The 23,832-nt window shown below is 40.7% G+C and carries 14 protein-coding genes and 1 pseudogene; 4 read left to right on the top strand and 11 right to left on the bottom strand.

The annotated features are described in order from the left end of the window. Positions 1 to 581: 581 nt before the first annotated feature. From WDB87_RS08445 to WDB87_RS08435, 3 genes and pseudogenes are all read left to right on the top strand, one after another. Positions 582 to 1,700, top strand: a pseudogene (locus WDB87_RS08445) (ATP-binding cassette domain-containing protein); the annotation flags it as partial. A 114-nt stretch (positions 1,701 to 1,814) separates the two neighbouring features. Beyond that, entirely contained in the window at positions 1,815 to 2,528 is a 714-nt protein-coding gene (locus WDB87_RS08440; RefSeq protein WP_055017806.1) for a YebC/PmpR family DNA-binding transcriptional regulator, read from the top strand. A 73-nt stretch (positions 2,529 to 2,601) separates the two neighbouring features. Beyond that, positions 2,602 to 3,897 (top strand): leucine-rich repeat domain-containing protein, encoded by a 1,296-nt coding sequence (locus WDB87_RS08435; RefSeq protein ID WP_337849604.1) that lies wholly within the window; start codon positions 2,602 to 2,604, stop codon positions 3,895 to 3,897. 69 nt (positions 3,898 to 3,966) lie between these two features. Here the strand turns inward: WDB87_RS08435 and gap are convergent, their stop codons facing one another. From gap to glk, 5 genes are all read right to left on the bottom strand, one after another. Continuing rightward, positions 3,967 to 4,971 carry a type I glyceraldehyde-3-phosphate dehydrogenase gene (gene gap / locus WDB87_RS08430; RefSeq protein WP_055014983.1) on the bottom strand — a complete coding sequence of 335 codons (1,005 nt, stop codon included), beginning with the start codon at positions 4,969 to 4,971 and terminating at the stop codon, positions 3,967 to 3,969. 10 nt (positions 4,972 to 4,981) lie between these two features. Then, the gene (gene eda / locus WDB87_RS08425) at positions 4,982 to 5,602 is read right to left on the bottom strand and encodes a bifunctional 4-hydroxy-2-oxoglutarate aldolase/2-dehydro-3-deoxy-phosphogluconate aldolase (protein WP_286247290.1); all 621 of its coding nucleotides are present in this window, start codon (positions 5,600 to 5,602) and stop codon (positions 4,982 to 4,984) included. A 34-nt stretch (positions 5,603 to 5,636) separates the two neighbouring features. Then, positions 5,637 to 7,487, bottom strand: a complete 1,851-nt coding sequence (edd, locus tag WDB87_RS08420; RefSeq protein ID WP_286247288.1) for a phosphogluconate dehydratase — start codon at positions 7,485 to 7,487, stop codon at positions 5,637 to 5,639. Between the two features lie 325 nt (positions 7,488 to 7,812). Continuing rightward, a complete protein-coding gene (locus WDB87_RS08415; protein ID WP_024034047.1) occupies positions 7,813 to 8,826 on the bottom strand; it encodes a LacI family DNA-binding transcriptional regulator in 1,014 nt (337 codons plus the stop codon). 36 nt (positions 8,827 to 8,862) lie between these two features. After that, positions 8,863 to 9,858 (bottom strand): glucokinase, encoded by a 996-nt coding sequence (glk, locus tag WDB87_RS08410; protein ID WP_337849603.1) that lies wholly within the window; start codon positions 9,856 to 9,858, stop codon positions 8,863 to 8,865. A gap of 281 nt (positions 9,859 to 10,139) precedes the next feature. Between glk and WDB87_RS08405 the strand changes: the two genes are divergently transcribed. Then, on the top strand, positions 10,140 to 11,156 hold the full coding sequence (locus WDB87_RS08405; protein ID WP_337849602.1) for a LacI family DNA-binding transcriptional regulator: 1,017 nt from the start codon (positions 10,140 to 10,142) through the stop codon (positions 11,154 to 11,156). 104 nt (positions 11,157 to 11,260) lie between these two features. On the opposite strand, the gene WDB87_RS08400 is transcribed toward WDB87_RS08405, so the two are convergent. The 6 genes from WDB87_RS08400 to WDB87_RS08375 all read right to left on the bottom strand — a co-directional run bounded on the left by WDB87_RS08400 (position 11,261) and on the right by WDB87_RS08375 (position 23,377). Continuing rightward, positions 11,261 to 13,672, bottom strand: a complete 2,412-nt coding sequence (locus tag WDB87_RS08400; RefSeq protein ID WP_337849601.1) for a glycoside hydrolase family 15 protein — start codon at positions 13,670 to 13,672, stop codon at positions 11,261 to 11,263. A gap of 9 nt (positions 13,673 to 13,681) precedes the next feature. Beyond that, the gene (locus WDB87_RS08395; RefSeq protein ID WP_337849600.1) at positions 13,682 to 15,178 is read right to left on the bottom strand and encodes an MFS transporter; all 1,497 of its coding nucleotides are present in this window, start codon (positions 15,176 to 15,178) and stop codon (positions 13,682 to 13,684) included. Next, positions 15,171 to 17,030, bottom strand: a complete 1,860-nt coding sequence (locus WDB87_RS08390; RefSeq protein WP_337849599.1) for an alpha-amylase family glycosyl hydrolase — start codon at positions 17,028 to 17,030, stop codon at positions 15,171 to 15,173. The genes WDB87_RS08395 and WDB87_RS08390 overlap by 8 nt, the downstream gene beginning before the upstream one ends. A gap of 88 nt (positions 17,031 to 17,118) precedes the next feature. Beyond that, positions 17,119 to 18,975, bottom strand: coding sequence for a glycoside hydrolase family 13 protein (locus WDB87_RS08385; RefSeq protein WP_337849598.1), 1,857 nt, complete (start codon positions 18,973 to 18,975; stop codon positions 17,119 to 17,121). Beyond that, positions 18,975 to 20,468: a tryptophan halogenase family protein gene (locus WDB87_RS08380; protein ID WP_337849597.1), complete on the bottom strand. Its 1,494-nt coding sequence runs from the start codon at positions 20,466 to 20,468 to the stop codon at positions 18,975 to 18,977. Before WDB87_RS08380 ends, WDB87_RS08385 begins: the two co-directional genes overlap by 1 nt. 104 nt (positions 20,469 to 20,572) lie before the next feature. Next, positions 20,573 to 23,377 carry a TonB-dependent receptor gene (locus WDB87_RS08375; RefSeq protein ID WP_337849596.1) on the bottom strand — a complete coding sequence of 935 codons (2,805 nt, stop codon included), beginning with the start codon at positions 23,375 to 23,377 and terminating at the stop codon, positions 20,573 to 20,575. Positions 23,378 to 23,832: the final 455 nt, after the last annotated feature.

Genomic DNA, 23,832 nt, shown 5'->3' with positions numbered 1-23,832 from the left:
CTACTTATTTAAATAAATGACTGTATTGTCGTGGAATAGGTAAAGAAAATTTTTTAAGGGAATTAGTATATTTGTTGTTTTTTTCTTTTGAACAATTTGCTCTTGCCTCTGCTGCGCAGAGAAGAATGCTAGTAGCGTTTTTCTTTATGTTGCTAACTAAAACCACTCAATATGATAATTTAACCATGAATAACCCTTGGTTATCTTCAAAAGCTTTAGCTCTCGAAATTGAAAAGGTTGTTTAGGTTCATCACAAGCTTAATCTTATCATTTTACCAAAGGCTTAATTGCGGATAGAAAACCCAAAAGTCTTTATATATTTAATGTCTGTTCTATCCTTACTGAACTTCTAAGTTTGAAGAAGCGTAGTATTCTGAGTTAAAAGCTGTCTAGTGAAAGCTAGGAAGTTCAATTCTCACACCGTCAAGGTGTATCGTTACTCTTTGGGGTAAGAAGTGTCTGGGTGCTACTTTAAAACTTAAAGCTCACTGAGCGCTTATGGATTTCACACCCACTTATACAGCTAACAAAAAATCGCATTATTAGATATTTATTATTTCTACACTTATTTATAACAGTTCCTAATTTATAACATTCTAAAGTATTTTAATAACGAAGAATTTGAGGCAAAAACATACGACTCCTTTTTAGCAAACTGGGAAACCGCCCGCTTGAAAAATAGAATGTCGTTGCTTGCGCTTAATTCTGGCCAAGCGCTAATTATAGCAAGTGCTATAACGGCGCTGATGTGGTTAGGCGCCAAAGAAGTGGTAACTGGCGCTTTAACAATTGGTGAACTTGTAATGATAAACGCCTACATGATCCAATTATTTTTACCGCTTAACTTTTTGGGATTTGTGTATCGAGAAATAAGGCGCGCGCTTACCGATTTAGAAAACATGCTGGGTTTACTTAATAAAAAGCCACAAGTCGTTGAGCAACCTAATGCACAAAACCTAATACTTACCCAAGGCGATATAGCGTTTAATAATGTAAGCTTTAGTTACAATGCCAGTCGCCCAATACTAAATAACATTAGCTTTAAAGTAAAAGCAGGCAGTAAAGTAGCTGTTGTAGGGGCAAGTGGCGCGGGTAAAAGCTCATTAGCACGGTTACTGTATCGCTTTTACGATGTGAACTCGGGCACTATTACTATAGATAACCAAGCCATAGATTCAGTTACACTTAATAGCCTGCGCAGTGCCATTGCTATAGTGCCACAAGACACTGTGCTATTTAATACCACTATACGAGAAAACATAGCCTATGGCAGACCCTCAGCGAGCGATGCTGAAATAGATAAAGCAATAGAAATGGCCCATTTAAAAGACTTTATTTCAACATTAGCGCAAGGCGATAAAACACTGGTTGGCGAGCGCGGTTTAAAAGTATCTGGCGGCGAAAAACAACGTATTGCCATTGCACGCGCTATTTTAAAGCGCTCCCCTATTTTAATTTTTGATGAAGCAACCTCAGCACTCGACTCGCACGCTGAACAAGCAATATTAAACGCAATGCGTGCAGTTACTCAAAACCATACTAGCGTGGTGATTGCGCATAGGCTCTCTACTATTATCGATGCCGATAACATACTGGTATTTAACAACGGTGAGCTGGTAGAGCAAGGCACACATGCAGCACTTTTAGCAAAAAAAGCTCAATACGCTCAAATGTGGCAATTACAACAGCAGGAAGATTAATTAACTTGAACTTTGGTTAATTACAGCCATTTACTGGCGATACTGCCGCTTTACCTTTAGAATACCGACTTGCAATTTTATTCAATAATTTACATATATTAAGGCGAAACGCAGATGGGAAGAGCTTACCAAAACAAAAAAGATTCAATGGCTAAAACTGCGGGTGCTAAAACTAAAGTTTATTCTAAGTACGGTAAAGAAATATACATATGTGCTAAAAACGGTGGCGTCGATACTGATGGCAACCTTGCGCTACGCCGTTTAATTGAGCGCGCTAAAAAAGACCAAGTACCGGCACACGTAATTGAACGCGCAATAGAAAAAGCGAAAGGCGGTGGCGGTGAAGATTACGCAGCCACACGTTACGAGGGTTACGGCCCTGGCAACTGTATGATTATTGTTGACTGTTTAACAGACAACAATAAACGCACGTTTGCTGATGTACGTATTTGTTTTACCAAAGCAAACGCTAAAATTGGCGCGCAAAATTCGGTATCACATTTATTTGATCACCTCGCTATTTTTGTTTTTGACGGCGATGACGATGAAGCTGTACTCGAAGCCCTTATGATGGCCGATGTTGATGTTACAGATGTAGAAGTAGAGAACGGCAAAGTAACGGTTTTTGCTCCGCATACTGAATACAACAACACACGCACAGCACTTGAAGAAATGGGGATTACAGATTTTGACGTAGACTTGATTTCGTTTGTACCACAAGTTGAAGCCCCAATTGAAGGTGAAGACGTAGAAGTAATGGAACGCTTTTTAGCCATGCTTGAAGATTGTGACGACGTGCAAAACGTTTACCATAACGCGCAATTTTAAACTTTACTAAACGTATTTATTTTAAGCCAACAGCCATGTTGGCTTTTTTATTTTAAAAGGCTTGTGAAAATTTATGAATACCCTTGCACAGCTTAAAGCTGGTAGGTTGAATGGTGTTACTCGCTTACAACTTGTTGATGGCTTAACTGAGTTTCCTTTAGAAATTTTAACCCTTGCAGACACCCTCGAAGTACTCGATTTATCAAACAATAATCTCACTACACTACCTGATGAATTTGCAAGCTTAACAAAGCTTAAACGGGTGTTTTTATCGTTTAACCAGTTTAAACATATACCTAAAGTACTCGCTAAGTGCCCTGCTTTAATTATGGTTGCCTTTAAAGGCAATCAAATAACACAGTTTGCATTAAACAGCTTACCTAAAAATATTGAATGGTTAATACTGACCGATAACAAATTAAGCGCGTTGCCTGAAGACTTTGGTAATTACACCAAACTTAAAAAACTCGCCCTTGCAGGAAATAGCCTAAAACACCTACCCGAGAGTATGGCTAACTGTACTAATCTAGAGCTTGTGAGGCTCTCTGCTAATAACCTAACAAAACTTGATGGTTGGCTATTAGAATTACCAAAACTTGCTTGGCTTGCCTTTGCCGGTAATACATTTAATAAAGCGCAGTGCTTAACTAACAGTCGTTTGCAAAACACGCCGCTTGAAAATTTTAAACTTAAAAAAGTAATTGGCCAAGGTGCATCGGGCGTTATTCATTTAGCTAAAACAGCAAACCGCGATGTGGCGGTAAAATTGTTTAAAGGGGCAATAACGAGCGATGGCTACCCACTTGATGAAGTAAATTGCTGTTTACAAGTAGGCTCCCATAAAAATTTAATAAACGTATTAAGTTACATAGAGCAAAGCACACAGCTTGGCTTAGTAATGGAATTAATAGATACCAATTATACAAATTTGGGTTTACCACCAAGTTTAGAAACGTGTACGCGCGATACATTTAATGATGGTTGTAATTACCCTATTGAAGCTGTTTATAAAATTTCAAAACAGATGGCAAATACGCTAACTCACCTACATGATAATTACGTAAGCCATGGCGATATTTACGCACACAACACCATGATAAATGAACAGTACGATGTTTTATTTGGCGACTTTGGTGCTGCAACAAATTTAGCCATGCTTAGCAAGTATCAGCAACAGCAAATACAGTTAATTGAAGTTCGCGCTTTTGGGTGTTTAATTGAGGATTTACTAAGTACTGTAAGCTTTAACGATAAGCAAAACGAACTGTTTGATAAAATGTCCGATATAGCAGCGCGTGCTGTAAATACAGCTATTGCATCGCGCCCTAGTTTTAAAGGGCTAAGCACCTTATTAAACAACTTGGTATAAAGTAATCAAAATAAAAAAGCCTGCATAATGCAGGCTTGGTTGGATAAAGCTAAACTTTTATAGGGTCAATTATAAGTACTGACCTAATGCTTTAACTTGGTCTAACATGCGGTTTGAGAAGCCCCATTCGTTGTCGTACCAAGCCATTACTTTAACTAGTTTGCCATCAGCTTTAGTTTGCGTTGCATCAAAAATTGACGACGCAGGGTTGTGATTAAAATCAATAGATACAAGCGGAAGCTCGTTATACTCTAAAATTTCTTTCATTGAACCTGTTGCTGCGGCTTTCATTACTTCGTTGATTTCTTCAGCTGTTGTGTCGCGCTTAGTAATAAACGTAAAGTCTACTAAAGAAACATTGATAGTAGGTACACGTACCGACATGCCGTCTAATTTACCCGCAAGCTCAGGAAGTACTAAGCCAACAGCGGCAGCAGCACCTGTTTTAGTTGGGATCATAGATTGTGTTGCACTACGTGCACGGTATAGATCTGGGTGATAGACGTCAGATAAGTTTTGATCGTTTGTGTAAGCATGGATTGTAGTCATGCTGCCTTGCTCAATACCTACTGTGTCGTTAATTGCTTTAGCAATTGGCGCTAAACAGTTAGTGGTACAAGAAGCGTTAGAAATAATATTGCTATCAGCGTTAATTACATCGCTGTTAACACCGTGTACTACCGTTGCGTCTAAGTCTTTACCTGGTGCTGATACAATAACTTTTTTAGCGCCTGCTGTAATATGCTTAGCGGCGTCTTCACGCTTAGTGAAAAAACCTGTACATTCTAAAACGATATCTACGTTTAGCTCTTTCCACGGTAAGTTTGCAGGGTCACGCTCTTGCGTTAAAGTAATTACGTCATCACCAATTAACATGGTGTTATCTTCAAGTGTTACTTTTTGAGAAAATTGACCATGAACTGAGTCAAATTGTGTTAAGTGTGCATTTACGTTAGCCGGTGCTAAGTCGTTAATTGCTACAATTTTAATTTCACTGTTTTGTGCTGACTCGTAAAGTGCACGTAATACGTTGCGACCGATACGGCCATAGCCATTAATTGCTACATTAATCATTTTTAGACTCCTATTTAACTTCACTTGCTTGTCGAGCAAGCGCTTCAATGGCTTGCCAGTCTTTGTTTTCAATTAGTTGCTTATCTAGCATCCACGTACCACCAACACAAATAACGTTATTAAGTGCTAAATAGTTAGGTGCGGTTGCTAGGCTAATGCCACCTGTTGGGCAAAAAGTAATATGTGGTAATGGGCCACCAATCGACTTAAGCATTGCTGTTCCGCCAGCAGCTTCAGCTGGGAAGAATTTTAAATACTTAAAGCCATGGCTTGCTAACTGCATAACTTCGCTCGCAGTTGCTGCACCTGGTAAAAAGGGAATGTCTGAATTTTTAGCTAATGCTAATAATTCATCACTTACACCTGGGCTAACCATAAAATCAGCGCCTGCTTCTACTGAAGCATCAAAGCTTGCTTTATCAACCACTGTACCTGTACCAACATAAGCGTCTGGAACTTCTGCTTTCATTAGTTTTACAGCTTCAACTGCAACAGGCGTGCGTAGCGTAATTTCAAGTGCTTTTAGGCCACCGTTGTATAACGCTCTAGCGAGTGGTGCTGCATCTTCTAGTTTTTCGATTACAACCACTGGCACCACAGGTGCCGACGCTAAGATTTTTTCAATACTCATTACTTGTTCCTCATTACCCAGTGTGTGGCAATTATTATTCAAGTCCAAAAGCACTCGCACCTAAATCGGCGCTGCTTACAATATTTCTAAATCCAGTAAATAACTCTCGGCCAGTACCAAAGGTTAAGCTTGGTTGGCTAAGTTGTAGTTCACGCTTAGCAAGCTCTTCGTCGCTAACATGTACTTTTAATATTCCGTTTGGCGCATCCAGTGTTACTAAATCGCCCTCAAGAATTTTTGCAATAATGCCACCTTCAACAGCTTCTGGTGCTAAGTGAATAGCAGCAGGCACTTTACCTGATGCGCCCGACATACGGCCATCAGTCACAATGGCTACTTTAAAGCCTTCGTCTTGAAGAGTTGCCATTACTGGCGTTAATTTATGAAGCTCTGGCATACCTTTAGCTTTAGGGCCTTGCTCTTTAAGCACAGCAATAAAGTCTTGGTTTAACTCGCCACGGCTGTATGCTTCTTGCAGTTCGCCTTGTGAACTAAATACTTTAGCTGGGGCTGTTACTACTTGGTGCTCAGTTGCTACCGCAGAGACTTTAATTACTGCTTTACCTAGGTTACCCGTAAGTAATTGTAAGCCACCTTGCTTACTAAATGGATTGCTAATTGGACGCAGCACTTCTTCATCGAGTGAGTTTTCTGGGCAATCTACCCATTTAACTTTAGAAGGACCTGTAGAGTTGCTCATAATTAAGCTGTCGTCTTTATCTAAACGCGGCTCCATCATGTAAGGCGCTAAGCCTTCTCCAAGCATTGTTTTAACATCAGTATGCAAGTAACCTGCACCAGCTAATTCACGCATTAAAAAGCCCATACCGCCTGCAGCTTGGAAATGATTTACATCTGCTGAGCCGTTAGGGTAAATACGCGTAAGTAGTGGCACAACTTCTGATAAATCAGACATGTCTTTCCACGTTACTTGTATACCCGCCGCTTTTGCAATGGCAACAATATGAATAGCGTGGTTAGTAGAGCCGCCTGTAGATAGTAAGCCAACTAAACCATTAATAATGGTTTTTTCGCTGATCACATCTGCTAGACACGGGCTTTCTTTATCATCTGTAAGCTGCTTCAGCATAGTTTCTACAGCATTACCTGTTAGTCCATCGCGAAGCTCTGTGTATGGGTTGATAAACGAGCTACCAGGAAGGTGCAAGCCCATTATTTCCATAAGCATTTGGTTTGAGTTAGCAGTACCATAAAACGTACAAGTACCTGCGCTGTGGTAAGACGCGCTTTCAGCTTCTAGCAAGTCTTCACGGCTTACTAAGCCTTGTGCAAATTTTTGGCGAATACGTGCTTTTTCTTTGTTAGGAATACCCGATTGCATTGGCCCTGCTGGTAAAAAGAACACAGGTAAGTGGCCAAATGATAATGCGCCAATCAATAAACCTGGGACAATTTTGTCACATACGCCTAAACAAAAAACGCCGTCAAATACATCATGCGATAATGAAACCGCTGTAGACATTGCAATAACATCGCGAGAGAAAAGCGATAGTTCCATGCCGTCACGCCCTTGCGTAACACCATCACACATTGCAGGTACGCCACCAGCAACTTGTGCTGTTGCGTCGTACTTAGTTGCAAGGTCTTTAATTAAATCTGGGTAGTCTTTGTATGGCACATGGGCCGAAAGCATATCGTTATATGAGTTGATGATAGCAAGATTTGGCTGCTCATCAGCCTTTAAGCGCGCTTTGTCGTCGCTGCTACATGCCGCCATAACGTGAGCGATGTTTCCGCAGCCTAGTCCGGCACGAACTCTTGTTTGTTTTTTTGCGTGCGAAATACGATCTAAATAATCTTGACGGGTTTGTTTACTGCGTTCAATAACGCGCTGGGTGACTTCTTCAATGCGAGGGTGCAACATAATTTAGCTCATCTCTATTAGTTAGAGGAAAAAGGCTCAGTTGCAATTACAGACTCCACGTAAATAACTGCACTGAGCATCTTTGATTTACCCGTTCAAAGGTACGCTACCAGGGAGCCTCTCACAACAACCCTGACACCGGTGTCACTGTATTAACGCATAGCATTGACACCGGTGTCAACCCTGAGTAACAAAAATAGTCTAAAAATTTAACGTGAACAATTAATGACCACGCTAATTTTAGTTTATTTGCTAAAATTCGCACAAAAAAAACCCGAATAAGCGTCACTCAAATTCGGGTTACTGTGAAAAACAAAAATGGGGGCTATTTTATTGCAGCTGTTGACTCGCGGGTGATTAAACGTGATTCAAGTGTTACCTGATAAGGCTGTTCTTGCGGCTGTGAAATATGCGATATAAGCTGCGTTACAGCTTGTTTAGTCATTTCTTCTACAGGTTGTGCAATTGTTGTTAAACCAGGCCAAATATGGCGTGCAATTGGTGCGTTATCAAACCCTGCAATAGATATATCATCCGGTACGCGTAATTGGCGTTGTGTGGCAAGCTTTAGTACCGCCGCCGCCATGTAATCATTCGATGCAAATACAGCCGTAGGCCTTGGTGATAGATCTAAAATACTACGCGCACTGTCTACACCTGAGTGGTAACTAAAGTTACCCTCTTCTACTAGTCGCTCGTCAAATTCTATACCGTGACTTGCTAAAGCGCGTCTGTAACCTTTAAAGCGCTGCTGAGTTGCACTGTGATCTGGGTGACCTTTAATAAAGGCGATAGATTTGTGTCCAAGCGAAATTAAATGCTCGGTGATTTCATAGGCGCCCTGCTCGTCATTGCTGCGCACCGAAATTGAATCATCTTCAAGCAGTGCTGATGCAACCCGTGCATACGGGATTTTTTTTGCTTTCAAAAAGTTAGCAAGCTTTTCAAAATCACCAAATGGTGGTGTGAGTACAACGCCATCTAGGCGCGATGTTTGTAATAGCTGCTCTATATCGTTTATTAAATCGTCGCCACGTAATTCGCATGGGTGAATTAGTAAGTTATAGTTATTCTCTTTACACGCAGCAAGCGCACCCGTTTGTACACGTGTTATATAACTTTTACTGGGGTTGTCGTATAAACAACCAATAATAAAGCTGCGATTTTGGGCAAGGCCTCGTGCTATTGGGTTTGGCGTATAATCAAGTTCTTTAAATACTTTAAGCACTTTTTCGCGCGTAGCCGCACTTACGTTAGGCTCATTATTTAAAACCCGCGACACGGTTTTTTTAGAAACCCCAGCATGGCTTGCTACACTATTTATGGTTACTTTTTTCATTTGTTCATTATCCAAATACAACCATTAAGCAAAAAACTATTTGCTGTTAAATAAACACGCACCAGCGCCAATAAGCGGAATGTTATCTTGTGTTACTAACGTAACCGGAATTTGACCTGCATATTGCGACATTACCCCTTTTTGCGAAAAGCGCTCTACAAAACGGCTTTCTAATAATCTGCTTTGCATGCGTGGTAAAATGCCACCGCCTATAAATAGGCCACCTAATGCGCCGTATACTACCGCCAAATCACCTGCCACGCTGCCTATCCAATCACAAAACTGATTAAGTGTTGCATCACATACTTCACACTCGCCACTATTAGCCAAGCTACTAATTTGCGCTGCATCTAAGTTTTTAGCTGGAATCCCTTTCACTGCTGCCATTGCTTTGTATAAATGTGCAATACCAGGGCCTGAAAATACAGTTTCGATTGACACATGAGGATGCTCTTTACGAAGCTCATTTATTAATAAAGAGTCAAGCTCGTTTACTGGAGCAAGCGTCATATGGCCACCTTCAGAGCTTAACACTGCCGTAGATTGCGCAGTAGTACGCACTAAGCACGCAGCACCAAAACCTGTACCTGGGCCCATAACACCAATATTTGCATTTGCATCAGCCTGGCCTGGCTTAATTGTAATATTTTGCGTAGCATCTAAATAAGGCGCTGCGTAGGCAAATGCTGCAAAATCATTAATGACTTCTAATTGTGTTAAATTAAAATGTGCTTTAAATTCACTCACACTAAAGTGCCAACCTAAATTTGTTAAATGCACTTGGCCTGCTTTTATTGGGCCCGCAACCGCCAAACATGCGCGAGTAGGTGTAACATGAGGAATAGTTGTTAAATACTGTTCAAGCGCGCTTTCTAAAGATCCAAAATTAGCACTGGGAAATATGTTAATATGCTCAATAACAAATTGGTTTGACTGCTCGTTAAAATCGGTGATTAATGCAAAGCGAGCGTTAGTACCGCCTATATCGGCGACTAAAATGGGAGTAAACTGGGCAGACGAATTTTGGCTCATGGTATTATCTCTTTTGTGTAAGCGGCTTATGCTTATTATTTTACAACGGCATTGCGTTGTTATTTATACACTTTGAGCTATCACCTCAAAGTAGCTATCACAGTAAAAAAAGGCTGCTACTAGTAAGTAGCAGCTAATACGTTTTGACAACAAAATGATAAAACATTAGCATTATGACACCGGTGTCAGGATTAGATCAATAATAAATCGCAAAAAGCTTGAAATAATTCACTAATAGTCGAAAATGACACAATTATTTAGCATTTAAGTAAGTTGTAACAATGAAAGGTAAAGCCACCTCATTTGACATTGCCCATTATGCAGGGGTTTCACAATCAACGGTATCTCGTGCTTTACGTAACAGCCCCCTTGTTAATGAAGAAACACGCAAGCGCGTTCACGATATAGCAAAACAGCTTAACTATAAAGTTGATAAAAATGCCAGCAACTTACGTACCCAACAAAGTAGCACGCTAGCCTTATTATTATTTGAAGACCCTACTTCTGATGAATCACAAATAAATCCATTCTTTTTATCTATGCTGGGGAGCATAACCCGAGCGTGTGCAAAAGAAGGTTACGATTTACTGGTTTCGTTTCAATCAGCAAGTGCTGATTGGCAAGCCGATTACGAGGATAGCCACAGAGCCGATGGCATTATTTTACTCGGCTACGGTGATTACATAGACTTTCAGCCAAAATTTAAAACCCTGCTTGATCAAAACACCAAGTTTGTTTGCTGGGGCGCCACTGTAGATAACCGCCCTGACCTCACCGTATGCTGTGATAATTACGGCGGGGGTAAACTTGCAGCAGGCCATTTAATTGCGCATAGCCGTACAGATTGTGCCTTTATTGGTGATGCATCTGATCATAGCCCAGAGTTTTTTGCTCGCTTTCAAGGCTTTAAAGACGAGCTATTAGCTAATAACGTAGCTATAAATGAGCGAAAAATGGCAAATGCAATTTCTACTGAGGAGTCGGGGTATCATGCAACACGCTCACTTATTGCTAATAATATAAAATTTAACGCCTTATTTGCCGCCAGTGATTTAATAGCCATTGGTGCAATACGCGCCCTAAAGGAAGCCAACATAAAAGTGCCTACCGATGTAGCCGTTGTAGGCTTTGATAACATAGCTATTGCAAGCTATATAAATCCACCGCTTACTACCATAGCGCAAGACACCACCGTTGCAGGGCAAATGCTGGTAGAAAACCTACTTAAATTAATACGTGAAGAAGAAGTGCAAAGCACCCTTTTGCCACCGGTATTAATTGCTAGGGGTAGTAGTTAAAAATTTATCACTCAACTTCATTGTCCTTACTCAACATTAAACCCCAATTAAATACAAAAAAGCCACGGCTATTAACCATGGCTTTTAAATTTTTCAAAGTAACTCTACTTTAAGGCTTTCTCTACAACTGGGTAATGATCCCATACTTGTTTATCACTCAATGATCGTACCAGTTTAACGTACTCAGCATGTGTCCATGCCAATGGGGTTGCTGAATTAGTGCCCTCGCCTAGCTTATAACCTGCTTTGTTGACTCCTACGCCATCCCAAACTTGCTCAGGTAACATAAGGCCGTTATTGGCAAATTGCTCTAAGCCTTTAACATAGCTGTTTTTAATTTGGGCTTGTTTTGCATCATTAAGGGCGTTGTTTGCATTGGCTGCAGCTATTTCATAGTGGCCACGTTCACCTGTAAAAAATGGCCATACACGACCGCGTTGCCCTGGTGTATTGCTGCCGCCCTCTGCGTAATTAGTGCCTGTTACTTCATCTTCGCCGTAGCCGTCGTTACCATATCGGCGGTAGCCTGCAAATGTGCCGCTGCCATCGTCAAAACTAAAGCTGTATTTAACTTGCAGGTTATTTTCAAGCGTTTCGTCATCGTACTCAGGCAGTGTTTTAACAATGCTTTCGTCGTTAGCACCACGTACGCCGTAGCGTACTAGTTCTAAAAACCCGCCATCTAGTATTTGCTTTTTATTAAACCCTTCGCGGCCATTATTAGCGTTAATTTTAGTGTCTGAATTTGCATCGGTATCTTGGCCTATACGAATAAAGTATTCACCATCGCTATTATCGCCTTTTAAGTTACCTTTAGTGGTAAACATTTGCGATTCAATATCGTTGTTGTACTTTTTAGCCGTTGCGAGGTAGCGCTTTGCGTTTTTATCATCACCACTTAGTGTTGCAATATCACTGGCGGTAATAAGGCCTGCGACTATTGCCGCAGTAGTCGAAGGTGAGTAACCTTCTTGCTCTTCCCAGCGTTCTTGTTGGGTTGCAGGTGGTGTAATTTGCGTGTCGTTCCATAAAATTTTAGCAAGGCCGCCATCAACTAAAAAATCGGCCGCGGGTTTTAACATTTTGCCGTACCAGCTTTTTAGCTCTTCATCGCTAAGTACATTAGCTTTATGTAACTTCCAGGCGAGCATAATAGGCATAGCGGTTTGATCAAGCTGTACACCTACCCATTCAAGCTCACCATCTACATGTGTTTTTTGTAAAAACCAGCCTGTATCGCCGTTATTACCTGGTGTTTTGCTGTTTACTTGTACTTTTTCAAGGTATTCGAATGCTGTTTTTGCGGTGGCGGTATCACCGAGCGCCATAAATGCCATAGCTACTTGATAAAAATCGCGCACCCATACCGCTTTATAACCGGTTGAGCCTTCTTTTGCTGAAACCGTTTCGCCCCAAGGGTTAGATAAAGAGGCAATTAATGCCCCGGCGTGTGTTTTATCTTCTTGTGCTTTTAAAACCATGGCGCTGGTGTATAAAAGCTTGCCGTTATCGGCAGTTTGTTCAACCATGGTATTAAGCGGTTTTAGGCTTTGTAGGTAATCTTCCCAGCCGAGCGCTTCACCTATACCATTATAGTGATCAAGCACTGCTTGGTACCCTTTTGCCAAACTTTGTTCACCTTGCTGAATACTTTGCTGCTGCGTATTTCCAAAACTCAATGCTAAATCAAAGGTGGTGTTAGCGCTTATTTCACCAAGCTCAGCCAACATGCTTACATTACCAGCATTTTCGCCAGTATTTGTGTACTGGTTTTGTAAAGATTGCGTTGTTTTAAGTGCGTTAATGCCATCGCTTTTACCTGTAAAGCCAACTGTTTTAGCCTTAAAAGGAGTTGCTGATTGAAGTGATAAATAATTATCATCTTCCCATGCAACTAGCCCTTGCTCTGTTGTTCTAGCAAAGTCATCTAAGCCGTTATTATTAATGTACGGATTAACAGACACATACGCTTTTAGTCCTTCAAGCTCAGTATTAAATATGCTGCGTACAAACAGGGTTTGCCCGTCAGGGTCAGTAAATATGTGTTTTTCTAGACTAAAGCGGCCTTTTCTATCAGTGCTTGTTACTTTATAAGCAAGCGAAAGTGGGCGGCCTTGTGCATCTTTGTATAAGTAATCTATGCTGACATCTAATTCATCAGCTTCACTAACGGTAAAGTCTTTACCTGTTACAACAAACTGCATATCTTTTATTTGCGCTTGGTGAATAAGTCCAAACATGGTTTCGGTGATCATACCTTTAGCAATTGAAAACCATACTTTAGACACATCCCCCGTTGCAGCTGAATCACTGTACTGGCCTTTTTGGTATTGCTCGTAAGACGTACCAATACCGCTTTTACCTGCATAAGCCCAAAATGGCTCTACACCTGGTGCGCCAGGTGCCGATTTAACTTGTGCTGTGGTGCTTTCATTAGCTGTGCTTGTGTTTTGTGCGCCACAAGCTGTTAAGCCTAATGTTAAAAGTGAGGCGGTTATAAGGTTATATTTTTTCATTGTGTGTCCTTAATTAGAATTTTTAACGCGCATTACCGCAATGCCGGCAACAACAAACGACGCTGCGCCAATTAATAATGCGTAAATAGGCTGATTTGAAAATGCGTGACGTAAAATAAGCCCTAAAATACTGGCGGCAAGTAACTGCGGTATAACAATAAAGAAGTTGAAAATACCCATGTAAACGCCCATTTTGTTACTAGGTAGTGCGTTACTTAACATGGCGTAAGGTAGCGATAATATAGATGCCCACGCAAAACCCACCCCAATCATAGGAATAAGTAACATCTTAGGGTCTTGAATAAACATAAAGCTTGCAAGACCTAACGCACCCAGTAATAAATTAAAGCAATGCGCGCCTTTTAATCCCATTTTTTTAACTAAAAACGGAATACACATAGCGGCAATAGCGGCAAAACCATTGTAAGCGGCAAATAAAATACCCACCCAATCTGCACCATCGTTAAAGGCTTTAGAGGTTGCATCGCTACTCCCATAGTGAAAGCTTGTTACTGCTGCGGTGGTGTAAATCCACATGGCAAATAACGTAAACCAGCTAAAAAACTGCACCCATGCAAGCTGCTTCATAGCTTCTGGCATAGTAAATACATCTTGTACTACTTGGTAAAAACCCCCTTGTGTTTTATTAGCACTTTTAAGCGCTGCTGCAATCCACTGCACAATCCCAAACGCTAATAAACCACCAGCAAGTAGGTAAAGCTCCTTTTCAAGCGATAACCCAATTACTAATGCAAGAGTTGCTAAACCCAGTACCACAAAAATAATAGCGCCTTTATTAAAGTTAATATCAACCACTTTGCTAGATGTAGGTTGAGCGCTTTGCTTTTCAAAAGCTGCTAATTGTTCTGGGCTGTATTCTTTAGTTCGCGCCACGGTCCAAAGCACAGCAACAAGTAACACCACCCCGCCCCAATAAAATGAGTATTTCACAGACTCAGGAATTTGCCCTGGCGCTGCGGTATTGCTTACGTCAAACCAATTGGTCATCATCCAAGGTAGCGCCGAGGCTAACACTGCACCAATACCAATAAAAAAACTTTGTAAACCATAACCGGTAGCGCGTTGTTTTTCTGGCAAGTTATCGCCTACAAGTGCTCTAAACGGTTCCATGGTTACGTTAATTGACGCATCCATAATCCATAACATACCGGCGGCAATCCAAAGCGTAGGGGAATGCGGCATAATAAATAATGAAAGCGTTGTTAACACCGCGCCTATAAAAAAGAACGGACGGCGGCGGCCAAAACGGCCCCACGTTTTGTCGCTCCAGTAACCAATAATAGGCTGCACAATTAAGCCTGTAAGTGGGGCTGCAACCCATAAAATGGGTATATCATCAACTTGTGCGCCTAATGTTTGAAATATTCGGCTCACATTGCCGTTTTGCAAAGCAAAACCAAATTGTATGCCTAAAAAGCCAAAGCACATGTTCCATATTTGCCAAAAACTTAAATTTGGCTTATCGGTATAATTTTGATTATTCATTGCTAGCCTTATTTGTTAATACTGCGCTGCTAAATGCATCAAGTGTTAGGTTAAATGTAGCGCCTTGCGGGTGAGCTTTAAGCTGGGGGGTGTGATTTTCAAGTAAATCATTTAATAGTGTATTTTCACTCATTGCACCTAATTGTGCCTTTGATAAATTAACCGTAACTGTTTGAGATTGTTCGCTAAAGTTACTTAACACATACACACTTTGCTGGCCTAAAGAGCGGGTAAAACCAACAACACGTTCACTTCCTTCAAAGTTAAGTGCCGACATTTCCCCGCCCACTACAGCAGGTAAACTATTAAGTGACATAACTGCTTTGTAGTAGTCACGCAGTGCTACTTGCTCTGCGGTTAAGTTAGCGCCGTCAAACTTGCCGTTATTCATCCATGCTTGGTGCGCTGGCACGCCAATGTAATCAAAAATACTGGTACGTGTGGCTGTGCCAAATCCTGCGTTTTCAGAGCCATCTTCTCCCACATCTTGAGCAAAATATAAAAGCGTTGGCGCGCGGCTAATTAAATTAGAAACTACTAAAGCAGGTTTACCCCACTGGGCATTACCTGCAAAGTCTGGACTTGCGATGCGTTGCTCATCGTGATTTTCTAAAAAGTGCAGCATGTGCTGCTCTATATCGAGCACACTTTGATGCGCATCAAAAATACTAGTGGCAGGTTGTTTAAGTTGCATTATCGCTTTTAAGGTATCGTAAAAACCGACTTTATCGTAAAGGTAATCCATTTTACCTTGCTGAATATAGGCACGGTACATTAACGGGTTATATACTTCGGCCAATAAAAAGGCATCGCTTTTGTGCATTTTTATTGATGAATTTAAAAAGCTCCAAAACTCTACAGGTACCATTTCGGCCATGTCATATCTAAAGCCATCAACGCCTTTGTCTAGCCAAAAAAGCGCAATGTCTCTAAATTTGTACCAGCTATCCGGTAGCTCTTTGTCTTGCCAAAACGCATAATGAGCACGGTAATCCTTGTCCTTGTAATCATTTGGTAATTGAGCAAAATCGTAGCTACCATCTGGCTTTACGCCATAATTTACTTTTACTGTTTCGTACCAATCGTTAATATCGGGTTTTGGTGCACGGGCACCGTTACCTGTCCATTTAGCGGGTGTTTCATCAAAAAAGCCATCTGCAAGCGGGTGAGCCTTTCCACCTAATACGGTATAGGTTGTAGAAGTAGGCACTTGAAATGACTGCCCAGGGACATAATAAAAGTTGTTATTTTTATCGTACGTTTTACTGGTGTTGTCTTGTGCGCCGAAATCTTCTACGCCTTTTGGCTTTCCAAGTGATTGGTAATTTCGTGCTACATGGTTAGGCACTATATCAATAATGACTTTCATACCGTGGCTATGTGTACGCTCTATAAGCTGGCTAAACTCCCCCATGCGGTTTGTCACATTAACAGCTAAATCAGGGTTAACATCGTAGTAATCTTTAATTGCGTACGGTGAACCTGCGCGCCCTTTTACTACGTCGGGGTCATCTTGTGAAATGCCGTAGTCGGTATAATCGCCCACTAACGCATGGTGTAATACACCGGTATACCAAATGTGCGTGGTACCTAGCTCTTTAATGCCTTTGAGGGCTGCATCGTTAAAGTCGGCAAATTTACCTACGCCGTTTTGCTCTTTAGTGCCCCATGGCACATTGGCTGTTTGGGTATTACCAAACAAACGGGTAAATACTTGATATACAACCGGCTTTGTAAGTTCATTTTGTGTGTGTGCAGGTGGTTGCTGTTGTTCAGGTTTGTTATTTTCTGAACACCCTGTAGCAATAAGTGCACTACACAGTACTGCGGGTACATAAACTGATTTTTTCATTGTGTGTCTTTTTTGTCAGTATTGTTATTAACTTTATACTAAAGATTACTGCAGCAACCATACAGTTGCTGCATACGTATTCAGGTCACTATTGTGGCGTATTTATAACGAGTACCGTTGCGCTCATGGCTGGTAATTCAATGGTTTTACCAAGCTTTTGTGTGTGTTGAGTAAATAAATTAAATGCTGTGGTGCTGTTAGGCATCACCTCTTGCATATACTCAATGTTTTTTTGTAGCGCTTGAGTATTTTTATTCATAAATACCAACACCGTTTGCTCGTCGCTAATGCGGGCATAACTATACACCCCTTGTTGAGGCGTAAAGTGCACTAGTTTGCCTTTATCTAGCGCAGAGCTATCTTTTCTAAAGTTAAGCAAGGTGCTAATTGTTTTGTGCATGTCTTTTTGCTGCGCCGTGAGCCCTTTACCTGTAAAGGCATTACTCGTTTGGCCTTCAAATCCACCTGGGAAATCGATTCTAATATCGCCATGATCTTTACTTGGGGTGTTATCTAACAGTACTTCGGTGCCGTAATACATTTGCGCTATACCACGTGTGGTTAAAAATAACGTCATCGCCATTTTTGTTTTAGCAACATCTTGGCCAAGTTCGGTATAAACACGGCTCATATCGTGGTTATCGGCAAATACCATAATGTTATTGGTATCAGGGTATAAAAAGTCATTAGCTAGCGATTCATATACTTTAACCCAACCGGTATTCCAACTTTCATCTTCATTTAGTGCTTGAATTACAGACTCCTGTAAAGAAAAGTCCATCACGCTTGGTAAGCTTGATGTATAGCCATCTTGGTTATGCTTGCCACGTTGCCAGTAAGAGGCAATAGCTGGGTTAGACGTCCACTCTTCGCCAACAATATTAAAGTCTGGGTACTCTTGCATAATGGCTTTTGTCCAATCACTCAAAAATGCTTTATCTGAGTATGAGTAGGTATCAACGCGAATACCGCTTAAATCCGCGTATTCAATCCACCAAATCGAATTTTGAATTAAATATTCGCTTAACAGTGGTTCGCGCTGATTTAAATCAGGCATGGTTTCTACAAACCAGCCATCGTTAAACTGGCGCTTGTCGTATTCACTGGCGTGTGGGTCTTGTATGGTTTGTCGCGCATGGCTAGTAGCATTTTTGCCTTTATTAAACTCGCCATTAAAGTTAATCCAATCTTTAGTGGGTTTATCCTTAACCCATGTATGCTCAGAGCCAAAATGGTTTAGTACCATATCCATTACCAGCCCTATACCATGTTCTTTTGCCTTTATTGATAACGTTTTGTATAACTGGTTTGAGCCCATACGTGGGTCAACATTATAAAAGTCTGTAATTGCATAACCATGATAAGAATAATCTGGCATGTTGTTTTCAAGTACTGGGGTAAGCCAAAGCTGTGTTATACCTAAATCATCTAAGTAAGGTAATGCGTTTATAACACCTTGAATATCACCACCGTGGCGCCCGCCCTTTATACTTGGGTTTGCCGCTTCTAACATGCTTGGAACCGTATCGTTTTGTTTATCACCATTAGCAAAGCGATCTGGGTTAATTAAATAAAGCGTATCAGCTGATGTAAACCCTTGACGCTGAGCGCTGTTTTTATCTCGCTCAAGAAGTGGAAACTCAAAGTTATTGCGTGTTTTGCTGCTATTAAATTCAAGCGTTCCGGCTTTAGCAGCATCGCTAACAGTAATATTCAAAAACACATAATTTGGGTTATCTGTGCGCGTTACTTTATTTAACTTAACGCCGTTGTATTTAGCTAATTTAATTTGCTCGTTTGCAATGTTTTGCTCATGCACCATGACGGTGATGGTATTTTTGTTCATACCAACCCACCAATTAGCTGGCTCAACGTCAAGTGCGTAGCTAATGGTTGGTAAGGTACATGCACCTACGAGTAAAAGTTTATTTAAAAATTTCATCATTAGACCTTTTTAATTTTTGCTAAAAATTCTTTATGAGGAGGTAGCTGCTCTACCGTTGAAGTAATAAGCGTGTTTAATGTGGAAAATAAATCGTTAAGTTGTTCACTACTGAGTGAGTCAACAATACTGTTGTAATCATTGGGAATAAGCCCTTGGCCAATAAAAACCTGTTGCCAAGCAACCTCGGCAAATAGTTCATCGTTTTCACGCACTACTTTGCCTGTGTGTTTAAATAAATTGAGTTTATGGGTTAATGAATCGGGAATATCCATTTGCTTGCATTGTCGCCAAAATGGAGAGTCTTCTCGCTCTGTTAGTTTGTAATGCAAAATTATAAAATCACGAATGTGCTCTATTTCGGTTACGCTTTGCTTATTAAACTCTGCAACTAACGCATCGCTAATACCATTATGCGGAAACAGCTTTATTAAACGGGTTACGGCACTTTGTATTAAATGAATACTGGTAGACTCTAACGGCTCTAAAAAGCCACTTGCAAGGCCAACCGACACCACGTTTTTATGCCATTGTTTTAACCGCCGTCCTGTTTTAAATTTAATCACCCGCGGCTCAGTAATGGGCTCAGCGGGTAAATTATTTAATAATAACTGCGTTGCCGCATCGTCAGATAAGTAACGACTACAATACACCAAGCCATTACCTATTCGGCTTTGCAGCGGTATTTGCCACTGCCAGCCTGCGCTGTGTGCAATTGAACGCGTATAAGGTTTTAGCGAATCAGTACCACGAGATTGCACAGCAACGGCGCTATCGCATGGTAAGTAATGAGACCAATCTACAAAACCTGTGTTAAGGGTTTGCTCTATGAGTAAGGCGCGCTGGCCTGTAGCGTCTATAAAAAGGTCGCCATTTATTTGCTGTGCATTATCAAGGGTTAATGATTTTATATTGCCTGATAGAGGGCATTGTTCTACCTGCTCTATTTTGGCATCAATATGCTCAACACCCCGTAATGTTGCGATCTTTTTTAAAAAATCGGCATATAAAGTTGCATCAAAATGATACGCATAACTCAAGCCAGGCAGTTGCGTATTAGGTATAGTATTTAGGGGAGCAAATTTATGCTGTTTTGCCGCTTGGTAATTTAACGAAAAATCCCATAGGCTATCTTCAGAGCCTGTAATTTTTCCCTTTACCCAAAAATTGTAAAAATCACAAAAGGGGAAATCTTTTCCAAATGAGCCAAAAGCATGCATGTAGCTATGAGAGAGGGTTTTCCAATTTTCGAACTCAATACCTAATTTTATAGATGCATTGGTGGCGTTTATAAAATCTTGCTCGTTTATACCCAGCGCGTTATTAAGTTGAATAATAGGCGGAATTGTTGCTTCACCAACACCTATAGTGCCTATTGAGCTTGATTCTATCAGCGTTATGTTAATTACTTTACCTAACACTTTATTAAGCAATGCGGCTGTTATCCACCCTGCCGTGCCACCACCAGCAATTACGACGTGTTTTATTGATTTCATATTATTGTCCACGTTTACAGTTTAAAGCTTTGTTAAGTTTGATAAAGTAGCTATAAAAAAGCCCTTGTAAAACAAATTACAAGGGCTCCTACACACAACCTTTATTATAGCTTGTAGCTAAAGCCTAACAAGTAAGTACGACCGTAATCTTGGTAGTCACGAACTTGTAGCGCGTTATCGCCAGAAAGCGATGTAAACGGCTCTTCTGTTAAGTTTTGAACTTGGAACTGAATAGATAAACCTTCGAGGCTTTCAATACCGGCTTCAGAGAAGTCATATCCTGCTTGCACATCCCAAATAGTCTCACCCAGAATATCAACTTGTTGAGTATCAAAACCTAGCCCATATACATCACCTTTGAAGTCACTACGCTTACGCATACTAGTACGTAATTGAATACCATTCATTTCGTAGTAAACCGTTAAGCTTTGAATTTTATCTGATAGACCCGGTAGCTCGTACTCGTTACCGTTTTGATCTTCTATGTCAGATTCAATACCGGTATGACTGGCAATTAAGCCAAAGCCTTCAAGTGACGGGTGGAATATTTTAAATGGTAGCGCGAGAGATAGCTCGTAACCGTATAGGTCACCCCCACCGCCATTAACTTTACCACTGCCCGTCCCCTCAGATGTTGCAGGAATTTCACCTGTTGATGGGTCAGCAACGCCCGACATATCAATTTCGTATGTGCCGTCAAAAATCCACTGGGTTATGTCTTTGTAGAAAAACGCAGCAGAGAAGTAACCTTCATCACTAAAGTAGTTTTCGTATGTTAAGTCGTAACCCGTTGCCTCTTTTGGCTCTAAATTAGGGTTACCACCCGATACAGACCAGTAGTTACCATTTTCATCAGGTGTTGTGTTGTATGACGCATCAACAGATGAGTTCATTTCATCCAAACGGGCGCGTGAGATTGTTTTAGCTGCACCAAAACGCACTGTTTGCTGCTCATCAATTGCTAGTGATAAGTTTAAGCTTGGTAATACGTGAGAATAATCGTGGCTAAGATCTGTCGGCGTAACAAAAATATTACCATCATCGTCTGAATTAAAAGCGTTACTTTGTGAAGACTGGTCAGTATGTACATAACGTACACCAATGTTACCTGTTAATGCTAAACCACTCACTTCAGCATTAATATTAGCTTGTACAAACGCCGAAGTAATTTCTTCTTTTACTGTCCACGATTTAGTTAAGTGACTTGTGTCTGCTAATCTTTGGTCAACGAGTGTATAATAGCCATCGTTTAATAAACTGTTAGCGTTATAGGCAATCATATCGCCCATGCCAATAAAGTTTAAATCGACACTGCCCATTCGGTACTGCTCTGGCACAGCTAGCATGCCAGGATTATCAAGTGAAAAACCCGATAGTGTCATATAAAAGCCTTGCGAATCTTTGGTTTTTTCGCGCTCTTTATAAGACATGCCAAATTCAATTGAGCTAAAGTATTCGTTTTCTAATACTTTAGAAGCCGCTAGCTTTAACGTAGACAGCTCATCTTCAATGGTTGGGGCATTGATGAATCCATCCTGTGCCTGATCTTTATAACCAGAAATATCATTTCCATCAGCATCAACTAAACCATACTTATTATTCAATGCTTTGTTTGACCCCCAAGAAAGTGGACCACCTAATTGAATCAAACTATAGTCACTGTAATCTAAGTCATGAGTAAACGTAGCGCCAGTATTACCACCGTTAAATGTGTAACCTAAGTTATCTGCAACGCCACGTGAATCACCACGCCCTGTACCTGAGTAACTTTCAAGGCTCCAAATTTTACGATCAACTTGCGAGTAACTTGCATCAAACTCAACTGACCAAGCATCGTCAATATCGTATTTAGTATTAAAACCAAATGCGGTTAGCTCTGCTTCACGCTCTTCATAATCGTTACGAACAACTACACGCTGGCCATTAGTAACAGCACTGGTAATAAATCCGCTTGCATCATCTACAGCTACGCTTGCAGGGTCAATTGAGCCTTGCCCCCATGCAAATGGAATTTCGATACCACGTAAGATTTTTTCATCTGTAAAATCTACATATAATGCATCAAACGTCATATTTAGTTTGTCAGTGGGTGCCGCTTCTAGTACGAGCATGGCTGAATCACGTTCAAGTGTTGATGAACGCACAAATGGTTTTGCACCACCTAAAATTGAATATGTTTGGCCACCTACTTCTCTTTCGGGGTAGCCCCAAGCGTTCCAGCGTTTTTCTTGGTTTGGTGAACTCATGGTGTTTAGTGCAAATGCAACACCTATAGTGTCATCAGCAAACTGATCAATGTATGAAATAGTACCGCGATAACCGTCGTCGTTACCGTCTGGGTTTAGTTTATCAAAGCTGGTTTGCTCGTATTGGCCATTAACTTGGAATACACGCTCGCCTTTACTTAAAGGACGCACGGTTTGCATGTTAATAACACCGGCAATACCTTCGGCTTCGATACTTGCGTTAGGTGTTTTATATACAGTAACGCCGCTCATGATTTCTGAAGGGTAAAGGTCAAACTCTACGCCGCGGTTATCGCCAATAGATACTTGCTCGCGGCCGTTAAACGTAGTACCACTTTCGTTTTCACCAAAACCACGAATTGATACTCTACTTGCACGACCATCTAGGCGCTGCGCTGTTAAACCAGGTAAGCGTGCAATAGACTCAGCAATTGATGAGTCAGGTAGTTTACCTATATCTTCTGCAGAAATAGATTCTACAACCTGTGTAGAAAAGCGTTTGGTGTTGATAGATTCAACAACACTGCCACGAAAGCCTTTTACTTCGATAACCTCAACGTCATCATTTTTAACTGTATCTTCTTGCGCTGCTACAGAGGTAAAGCTTGCTAAACCTGCAGTTGCTAATGCCAAAGTTAATATACTTGGTTTGAACATAGACATGATGTTTTTCCCGTTACCCATATTGTGATACCCGCTTCTTTATTTGAGTGATAGTCAAACAGGCGAGCTAATTTTGTTGTCAGCATCAATATTAACGCTCGAATTATTTTATTAACAACTTTATGCATACGTATTCAAGACTATGCAACGCATTAAAAATTAACAATAAGTTCACAAACCCAAGGCTAACCTATTGATTTTAAATTTATTATTATGGTGCAACATGATTGTTAATGAGTTTTATAAAAATACATTTGTGCGCAGTATGAATTACTTACGATACAGCGTGTAACTAGCGTTAAATAAGGCATTTTTTAATATTTACATAAGTTATTTTAATAATTTGAGTTTTATGAAATTGGTAAGACCATTCGACACTTTCACCAATACCGTGCAAGCCTTTTAAAATAAGCACCAAAACAGATCGCACCTTTTTATTTATAAGTAAAAAGCAT

The sequence above is a fragment of the Pseudoalteromonas sp. C12FD-1 genome (genome assembly GCF_037414265.1).
Taxonomy (GTDB): Bacteria; Pseudomonadota; Gammaproteobacteria; order Enterobacterales; family Alteromonadaceae; genus Pseudoalteromonas.
The sequence above is the reverse complement of the archived record's forward strand: the minus strand, read 5'-3'. Positions and strand labels throughout refer to the sequence as shown.

Excerpts from the sequence above, each read along its gene's own strand:
- WDB87_RS08440 (WP_055017806.1), top strand. The coding sequence starts at position 1,815 with ATGGGAAGAGCTTACCAAAACAAAAAAGATTCAATGGCTAAAACTGCG.
- WDB87_RS08435 (WP_337849604.1), top strand. The coding sequence starts at position 2,602 with ATGAATACCCTTGCACAGCTTAAAGCTGGTAGGTTGAATGGTGTTACT.
- gap (WP_055014983.1), bottom strand. The coding sequence starts at position 4,971 with ATGATTAATGTAGCAATTAATGGCTATGGCCGTATCGGTCGCAACGTA.
- eda (WP_286247290.1), bottom strand. The coding sequence starts at position 5,602 with ATGAGTATTGAAAAAATCTTAGCGTCGGCACCTGTGGTGCCAGTGGTT.
- edd (WP_286247288.1), bottom strand. The coding sequence starts at position 7,487 with ATGTTGCACCCTCGCATTGAAGAAGTCACCCAGCGCGTTATTGAACGC.
- WDB87_RS08415 (WP_024034047.1), bottom strand. The coding sequence starts at position 8,826 with ATGAAAAAAGTAACCATAAATAGTGTAGCAAGCCATGCTGGGGTTTCT.
- glk (WP_337849603.1), bottom strand. The coding sequence starts at position 9,858 with ATGAGCCAAAATTCGTCTGCCCAGTTTACTCCCATTTTAGTCGCCGAT.
- WDB87_RS08405 (WP_337849602.1), top strand. The coding sequence starts at position 10,140 with ATGAAAGGTAAAGCCACCTCATTTGACATTGCCCATTATGCAGGGGTT.
- WDB87_RS08400 (WP_337849601.1), bottom strand. The coding sequence starts at position 13,672 with ATGAAAAAATATAACCTTATAACCGCCTCACTTTTAACATTAGGCTTA.
- WDB87_RS08395 (WP_337849600.1), bottom strand. The coding sequence starts at position 15,178 with ATGAATAATCAAAATTATACCGATAAGCCAAATTTAAGTTTTTGGCAA.
- WDB87_RS08390 (WP_337849599.1), bottom strand. The coding sequence starts at position 17,030 with ATGAAAAAATCAGTTTATGTACCCGCAGTACTGTGTAGTGCACTTATT.
- WDB87_RS08385 (WP_337849598.1), bottom strand. The coding sequence starts at position 18,975 with ATGATGAAATTTTTAAATAAACTTTTACTCGTAGGTGCATGTACCTTA.
- WDB87_RS08380 (WP_337849597.1), bottom strand. The coding sequence starts at position 20,468 with ATGAAATCAATAAAACACGTCGTAATTGCTGGTGGTGGCACGGCAGGG.
- WDB87_RS08375 (WP_337849596.1), bottom strand. The coding sequence starts at position 23,377 with ATGTCTATGTTCAAACCAAGTATATTAACTTTGGCATTAGCAACTGCA.